Source organism: Photobacterium nomapromontoriensis (assembly GCF_050336815.1).
In the GTDB taxonomy this organism is placed as follows: Bacteria; Pseudomonadota; Gammaproteobacteria; order Enterobacterales; family Vibrionaceae; genus Photobacterium; species Photobacterium nomapromontoriensis.
Genome location: NZ_JAKJSL010000038.1, coordinates 77,405 through 84,757, shown reverse-complemented (window position 1 = coordinate 84,757; position 7,353 = coordinate 77,405). Strand labels below are relative to the sequence as shown.

The window sequence follows — 7,353 nt, the reverse complement described above, 5'->3', positions numbered from 1 at the left end:
TTCGAATCCTTCTCCCTCCACCATCTTTCTAAAGAAATGCTCCGGCGTTTCTGGCTGTAAAGCCAAGACAATTAGCAAYACCCCGTGGAGGGGTTCCCGAGTGGCCAAAGGGATCAGACTGTAAATCTGACGGCTCCGCCTTCGAAGGTTCGAATCCTTCTCCCTCCACCATCTTTCTAAAGAAATGCTCCGGCRTTTCTRGCTGTAAAGCCAAGACAATTAGCAATACYCCGTGGAGGGGTTCCCGAGTGGCCAAAGGGATCAGACTGTAAATCTGACGGCTCYGCCTTCGAAGGTTCGAATCCTTCTCCCTCCACCATCTTTCTAAAGAAATGCTCCGGCGTTTCTGGCTGTAAAGCCAAGACAATTAGCAACACCCCGTGGAGGGGTTCCCGAGTGGCCAAAGGGATCAGACTGTAAATCTGACGGCTCCGCCTTCGAAGGTTCGAATCCTTCTCCCTCCACCATTATTTCAAGCCAGTTGCGCAAGCAGCTGGCTTTTTTATTGCGTATTCAAAGTGACATCTCGCCCCATAGACAGTACCAACCTCCCATATCAAACAAGTTAAATCCCCTAGTGTCCAAATGTCTTATATACTCATGAGTACCAATAACTCAACAGAGTGCATATGAGGCAGGATAAGGATATGCCTACTCAGCAAACCTTAAACACAGCAATCCCCAAAAACACATTGAGATCACTCAAAATTCTTATTATTGATGATCAGCGTGTTGCTGCAACAATGCTAAAAAACGTGCTCGGTCGCATCGGTGTTCAAGATATTACGATCTCACTGAACTACGAGCATGCTATCAACAAATGTTGCCAACATGTTTATGATATTCTGTTCGTCGACTATCATCTTGATGGGATCCTAAATGGCAGTGAGCTCATTAGCTTGCTTCGTCGACGTAAGCATATCTCACCTCATTGCGGTATTATTATGATTTCTGGTGATCGCTCAACGGAGGTGATCTTAACCAGCCTATCTGTAGAACCAGATAGTTTTATCACTAAACCCGTTACCATTGAAATGGTACGTCGAAATCTCACCGCAACCCTTAACACCTGTGCCCTGCGTGCCCCTATCTATAATGCAATAGAATCTGATGGAATAACAAAAGCTATTTCAGTCTGCAAACAACAACTAAAACAAAGTGGCTATCATAAAAAAATCGAAGGATTGCTGTTAGATCTCATGATCAAAGACAATCAATGGCAGCAAGTTAAAACGTATAGCGATATATTGGAACGCCGTAATCCCTCGCCAATATTAGGGCTGATTCAAGCAAAGTATGAGCATCACCATGGTAAAACGACTGCTGCGATACATATTCTTGAAAAACAGATAGCCATCTCCCCGCTTAATATTGATCTCTATGATCAATTAGCCTGCTACCTTGAACAAAATAAACAATACTACGATGCACTTGATATTGCTAAAAAAGCATTAAAATTAACACCTAGTATCAGCCATCGAGCATTAAAAGTGGCCGAATTAGCCGCAAACTTAGAACAAATTGACGTATTAGCCACAACAGGAACAACATTGGCTAATCATTTACCCATCATTGATGTAGGGTGGATCATCTGCTTCGCAGAGTACATCGCCATTTTTGAAAAAGCCTATTTCAAAAATCACTCAATAACCTTTCGCCATAAACTAAAACAACAATTAGCGATCATTAGTAACAAGGCTCATGCCCGAATATTGCCTAGTCAGCAACCCTTTTTCACTAGTTATAGTCATATCATCACGGCGCGGTTAGCCCTAGGAAACGGGCAGACACTTAAAGCAAAACGTCGTTTACTTATCGGTCTGTCCACCTATTTTGATCAAATTTCATGTTTACCTTCCGTCATGCTCGCAGATGCCTTACCCGTGCTCATCCACTTTGGTGAAACGCAATTAATCGCTGAATTCAACCGTACTCTGGCCAACCGGGATCAGTTCGATCCACACAGTGAAAGTCGATTAAAGGATATAAGAGATAATGCTGTGATTATTAATTCCGTTCAGAGTGTAGAGGTACAACTGGCTAATTCTTATCAGCAATTGCAACAAGCACCCTCTGCGGCCATGGCTATTTACGAAGCTATTATCGATGCATATCCGCTCTGTTCAGAAGCGAATTTAGGTCGCCTTGAATGCATGATCACACTGAATTTGGTTGATAATAAAAAGCTTAAACACAGCTTACAAGCCATTGCTTCAATGCCCTTACCCGATCAGCAGTCACAATGGCGCGATCGGTTATTTGACATAATGGCAACACAGCTAGTCACACCGCAGCAGGTGAGTCTTGCACTCCCCTATAAAAAGCGCACTCAACAATTTAGGTTAACCTATTCGTCTTAAAATCAGCCGGTCACCATCTATATATGGTGACCAGCCTCCCTAGCAATGCGACTAATGGCGGCCATGGGGAGAGGTCAGATCCAACATCGGTCCTTTCGCTACAATACCAGTTGGGTTGATCGAAGTGTGGCTATAGTAGTAATGGCGCTTAATTTGATGAAAATTAACCGTTTCAGCGATACCAGATTGCTGATAAAGATCCTTGAGATATCCCTGTAAATTCGGGTAATCAGCAATGCGTTGCTTGTTGCATTTAAAGTGGCCGACATACACTGCGTCAAATCGAACTAAGGTGGTGAACAAACGCCAATCTGCCTCGGTGATCTTCCCCCCGACTAAATATCGATGGATCGCAAGGTGATCATCAACCCTATCTAACGCGGCAAAGAGATCATCATAAGCAAGATCGTAAGCCTCTTGTGTGGAGGCAAACCCACAACGATAAACCCCATTATTAATGTTAGGATAAATATAGTCATTCCAACAGTCGATCTCGTCACGCAATAGTGCTGGATAGTAATCCTGCTGATTACCGGTTATCGCATTAAATGCGGAGTTAAACATCCGGATAATGTCCGCCGACTCATTGCTAACAATCGTTTCCATCTGCTTATCCCACAACACCGGAACAGTGACCCTACCGGTGTAATCGGGCTTTGCCTTACGGTATAGCTGGTACAAGCAGGCTAGCCCATAAAGTGGTTCCGGCTGCGTAAACGCCCACCCGCTACTGCGCATATCAGGGCTCACAATAGTGACGTCTATATACGGTACCAAGCCTTTAAGCTGACGAAATATAAGACAGCGGTGGGCCCAGGGACACGCCAGTGAAACATATAAATGATAACGTCCAGGCTCGGCTTTAAAACCGGTTTGACCATTAGGCCCCACGCAACCATCGGCCGTTAGCCAGCCACGAAAACCCGCATCTTCACGGATAAACTCACCACTGTTTTTGTCGGTGTCATGCCAGATACCCTTAACTAACTTGCCCATCCCATTTTCCTCTGTCACGCGTTGATATCTCAACTATAGAAAATGACCAAGCAAAAGTCGGGAGGGAAATCTTGGTCAAGTTCATCAAATCTCTTGAACAACCCATCGCAACTCGGTTAATGGCACTCAGCTAAAATGGCTAACGTATAAACTTGTTGTAAATGAATAACAAAATCAGCGCCCCAAATGTTGCGGTGACTAAACTGCCTATATTGACCCCAGTCGCGGTGCCAAGGCCAATGAAGGATCCCACCCAACCGCCAATAAATGCGCCAGCGATACCAAGTCCCATCGTCGCAATCCAACCGCCCCCATCATCACCCGGCATCAACCACTTAGCCAATGCTCCAGCGATTAGACCTAAAATAATCCACGAAAAAATCCCCATGCGTATTCTCCACATTAACATCCCTGATGAGTGATCATAATGTTCATGCTTCCTGCCAGAACAAACTGGTATTAGCATAGTAGAAGCCTTTTACTGAAGCCATTATTGCCACCAGTAACCCGATTCATCGTCGTTATGAATGTATGTTACTATCATTGACATTACTCGGGATATCGGTTTCATGCCGACTCAATATTGGAATACCATAATGAAAGTTATATCTTTTAATATCAATGGCCTGCGCGCCCGCCTTCATCAACTTCAAGCCCTGATTGAAAAACACCAACCCGATGTGATCGGCTTACAAGAAATCAAAGTACATGATGAGGCTTTCCCGCTCGAAGACGTTGAAGCGATGGGCTACCATGTTTACTTCCATGGTCAAAAAGCCCACTACGGCGTCGCAATGCTATGTAAGCAAAAACCGATCGCGATTCAAAAAGGCTTCCCGACCGACGCAGAAGATGCGCAACGCCGAATGATCATGGCGACGTTTGAGCAAGAGAACGGCAAAACCGTCACAATCCTAAATGGCTATTTCCCGCAGGGGGACAATATTGCCCACGAGACCAAGTTCCCGGCGAAAGAAAAATTCTATGCCGATTTAATGAGCTACCTCAATAATAATCATACGCCAGATGAAGAGCTTATTATTATGGGGGATATCAACATCAGCCCGATAGATCTTGATATTGGCATTGGCCCAGTCAATGCTAAGCGCTGGCTAAAAACTGGTAAGTGCTCATTTCAGCCGATTGAGCGTGAATGGCTAGCGACACTCCTTAACTGGGGTTTTATCGATACGTTCCGCCAACTTCATCCTGACGTTGCTGATCAATATTCTTGGTTTGATTACCGCTCAAAAGGCTTTGTCGATAATCGCGGCCTGCGTATTGATGTGGTACTAGCCACCCTGTCACTGGCTGAGCGCTGTATTGACGCGGGAATCGACTACGAACTACGAGGGATTGAAAAGCCGTCCGATCACGCACCAATCTGGTCATCATTCAAATAACAGGAAAATAAGGAGTGACAATGAAGCTGTTCATCTTTGACCACTGCCCATTTTGTATCAAAGCCATGATGGTTGCAGGCTTGAAACAGGCCGATATTGAATGGGTCTATTTGCAAAATCATGATGTCGATGCTCGCATAGAAAAAGTCGGTGCCAACCTAGTTCCGATACTGCAAAAAGAAGATGGCAGCTTCATGGCCGAAAGCCTCGATATCGTAGCCTACATCGATGCCCTTGACGGCCAACCACAATTAGCCGCAGCGAGTCATGATGACAACATTGTGGCCTGGACGACACAAGCCCGCCCATTGAGTAGTCGCTTGCTTTTTCCTCGCTGGATGATGATTGAACTGCCTGAATTCCAATGCAATGAGGCCAAAGAATGGTTTACCCAAAATAAACAGACCATGATAGAGCAAAGTTTTGCCGATGCTTTTGCCAATTCAAATGAATATCTGTCTAACTTAAATGCCTCATTTACCATGCTCGATTGGTTAGTTTTGCCATCGGAGCGTGATGATCAGCTCAGTTATGATGACATTAATTTATTCCCTTCATTACGTAACCAAACCGTCATCAGAGGCGTCCAGTTTCCAGATAGAGTTCGCCAATATATCGATGAGGTGGCCACACTGACAGGGATTGCGTTATACGACGATGTCGCGGTGTAACCCCACTGCATATCACCTAACCGTTGCTTCTACATATAGAGGCAACGGTTAATTGCGCCTATCAAGCTCGCTTGGGTATACAGTTATTTGATCACGAACCAAGCATTTTTACGCTTAGTTGGATAAAATACCCGCCGCACGGATATCGCACAAATTACGCTGGATAAAACAATGATTCGCTGTATTGATAGACTGTTATTTCGCCCCGCCAATCATGCCTTAATGGTTGTTTTATTTATTTTTTCCTCATTCGGCTACACCGCAACTGATGATCATCATAAACGTACAATTCTGACCATCGTGCCAGAATATAAAGATGCGATTAGTGCAAACTTCAATCCTTATTCTCGATCCAGCATGCCGACAACGCATGAATTCATTTTTGAACCATTGATCATTTTTAATACCCTGCAAAACAACTTGCCTGAATATCGACTAGCGACTCATTACCAGCTGGATCTCGATCTAAAAGGGATCAGCTTTATTCTTCGCAAAGATGTTCACTGGTCTGATGGGACCCTGTTCACCGCTGATGATGTACTGTTTTCCTTCGCTATTATCCAACGACATCCTGAGCTTGATTCACAAGGGATCAACCAATGGGTAAAAAAAATAGAGAAACGCTCAAATCATGAAGTTTATTTCACCCTAAAGAAACCAAATGCGCTGATCGCCAATGTTTTAGTGATGCATCCAATTGTCCCTAAACACCAGTGGAAGACAGTCACGGATTTTTCTGCATTTGAGAATGCAAAGCCTATCGGCACGGGCCCCTTTACCGAGATCAGCGAGCTTGATGATAACGGCTACCTTCAATGCGCCAACCCGCGGTATTGGCAGGCAGACAAGCGCCATATTGACTGCTTGCGTTATCCGAGAGTCAGCAACAATGATGATTTTATTGCACGCATTGCAACGGGTGAATTTGATTGGAGCGGTAGTTTCATTCCAGACATTGAGCGACATTACGCCTCTCTCTCTCCGGATTTTAAATACTGGTTACCGCCTGCCAGTAATATCAGCCTGATGTTCAATTTCAAAGCTACCGATCCGGAAATTCAAGCACTATTCAATCACATCGACTTCCGTCGGGCGATCTCGATGTCAGTCCAGCGCCAACTATTGATTGATATTGCCGCTTTTGGTCAAGGTGAGCCATCGCGTTACGCATCGGGGATCAGTGAGCGATTTAAACAGTGGATAGATCCGGTGAGTACCGAGAAATACCTTCCCTATATGACATTTAATCCTCTGCTAGCTGCCAGCATGCTAGATAAACTGGGGATTATTGACCATACCGGAGATGGCTGGCGAGATCGCCCATCAGGCGATGCGTTGGAACTGTCTCTCTTAACGCCCAATGGCTGGTCTGATTTCAATACTACCGCATTATTAATCAGCGAGATGATGGGCCGAATTGGTATCAAGGTAAATACAGAACAAACCGATTTCAATCAATTTATTGAACAGCTTTCACTGGGCGATTATCAACTGGCATTAACCAACTACCCACAAGGCCCAACACCATTCCGGTATTTCGATGCGGCATTTAACAGCACGTATCAGGCAACGCAATATCCACGCTATGCGATGCATTTTTACAAAGACGCACAAATAGACAGCCTACTCGCACAATTCCCGGTTGCGGCTAATCCAGACCAGCGATTAAGCATTATTCAAAAACTTAACCAGCTCATTGCTAGTAAGCAAATCACTGTACCGTTATATAATACGGTGCAATTTTATCAATATAATACCCAGCGTTTCGAAGGCTGGTTTAGTAAAGAAAATCCGGTAGCCAGCCCGCTGGCATGGCCACAAGCACCAGAAAGACTCCTGCATGTACTGGCGTTGAAGCCGATACAACACACTGCTGTAGCATTAGACAACGTGGATAAATGAAGGAGATCTGCCGCGAAACTA

The 7,353-nt window shown here is 44.8% G+C and carries 6 protein-coding genes and 3 tRNA genes; 7 read left to right on the top strand and 2 right to left on the bottom strand.

Going from position 1 to position 7,353, the window contains the following annotated elements; genetic code table 11:
• The first annotated feature begins 86 nt into the window (after nucleotides 1-86).
• The 4 genes from L4D12_RS16630 to L4D12_RS16615 all read left to right on the top strand — a co-directional run bounded on the left by L4D12_RS16630 (nucleotide 87) and on the right by L4D12_RS16615 (nucleotide 2,360).
• Nucleotides 87-171, top strand: a tRNA-Tyr gene (locus L4D12_RS16630).
• A gap of 63 nt (nucleotides 172-234) precedes the next feature.
• Nucleotides 235-319, top strand: a tRNA-Tyr gene (locus tag L4D12_RS16625).
• A gap of 63 nt (nucleotides 320-382) precedes the next feature.
• Nucleotides 383-467, top strand: a tRNA-Tyr gene (locus L4D12_RS16620).
• A gap of 180 nt (nucleotides 468-647) precedes the next feature.
• A complete protein-coding gene (locus L4D12_RS16615) occupies nucleotides 648-2,360 on the top strand; it encodes a response regulator (RefSeq protein WP_428448962.1) in 1,713 nt (570 codons plus the stop codon).
• Between the two features lie 51 nt (nucleotides 2,361-2,411).
• Here the strand turns inward: L4D12_RS16615 and L4D12_RS16610 are convergent, their stop codons facing one another.
• Both L4D12_RS16610 and L4D12_RS16605 read right to left on the bottom strand, forming a co-directional pair.
• On the bottom strand, nucleotides 2,412-3,356 hold the full coding sequence (locus L4D12_RS16610; RefSeq protein ID WP_428448961.1) for a glutathione S-transferase family protein: 945 nt from the start codon (nucleotides 3,354-3,356) through the stop codon (nucleotides 2,412-2,414).
• Nucleotides 3,357-3,495: 139 nt separating this feature from the next.
• Nucleotides 3,496-3,744, bottom strand: a complete 249-nt coding sequence (locus L4D12_RS16605) for a GlsB/YeaQ/YmgE family stress response membrane protein (RefSeq protein WP_428448960.1) — start codon at nucleotides 3,742-3,744, stop codon at nucleotides 3,496-3,498.
• A gap of 208 nt (nucleotides 3,745-3,952) precedes the next feature.
• Between L4D12_RS16605 and xthA the strand changes: the two genes are divergently transcribed.
• From xthA to L4D12_RS16590, 3 genes are all read left to right on the top strand, one after another.
• Nucleotides 3,953-4,759 (top strand): exodeoxyribonuclease III, encoded by an 807-nt coding sequence (gene xthA, locus L4D12_RS16600; RefSeq protein ID WP_428448959.1) that lies wholly within the window; start codon nucleotides 3,953-3,955, stop codon nucleotides 4,757-4,759.
• Nucleotides 4,760-4,779: 20 nt separating this feature from the next.
• Nucleotides 4,780-5,430 (top strand): glutaredoxin 2, encoded by a 651-nt coding sequence (grxB, locus tag L4D12_RS16595; RefSeq protein WP_428448958.1) that lies wholly within the window; start codon nucleotides 4,780-4,782, stop codon nucleotides 5,428-5,430.
• A 171-nt stretch (nucleotides 5,431-5,601) separates the two neighbouring features.
• Nucleotides 5,602-7,332: an ABC transporter substrate-binding protein gene (locus L4D12_RS16590; RefSeq protein WP_428448957.1), complete on the top strand. Its 1,731-nt coding sequence runs from the start codon at nucleotides 5,602-5,604 to the stop codon at nucleotides 7,330-7,332.
• Nucleotides 7,333-7,353 lie beyond the last annotated feature (21 nt).

Excerpts from the sequence above, each read along its gene's own strand:
- xthA (WP_428448959.1), top strand. The coding sequence starts at position 3,953 with ATGAAAGTTATATCTTTTAATATCAATGGCCTGCGCGCCCGCCTTCAT.
- L4D12_RS16605 (WP_428448960.1), bottom strand. The coding sequence starts at position 3,744 with ATGGGGATTTTTTCGTGGATTATTTTAGGTCTAATCGCTGGAGCATTG.
- L4D12_RS16615 (WP_428448962.1), top strand. The coding sequence starts at position 648 with ATGCCTACTCAGCAAACCTTAAACACAGCAATCCCCAAAAACACATTG.
- grxB (WP_428448958.1), top strand. The coding sequence starts at position 4,780 with ATGAAGCTGTTCATCTTTGACCACTGCCCATTTTGTATCAAAGCCATG.
- L4D12_RS16590 (WP_428448957.1), top strand. The coding sequence starts at position 5,602 with ATGATTCGCTGTATTGATAGACTGTTATTTCGCCCCGCCAATCATGCC.
- L4D12_RS16610 (WP_428448961.1), bottom strand. The coding sequence starts at position 3,356 with ATGGGCAAGTTAGTTAAGGGTATCTGGCATGACACCGACAAAAACAGT.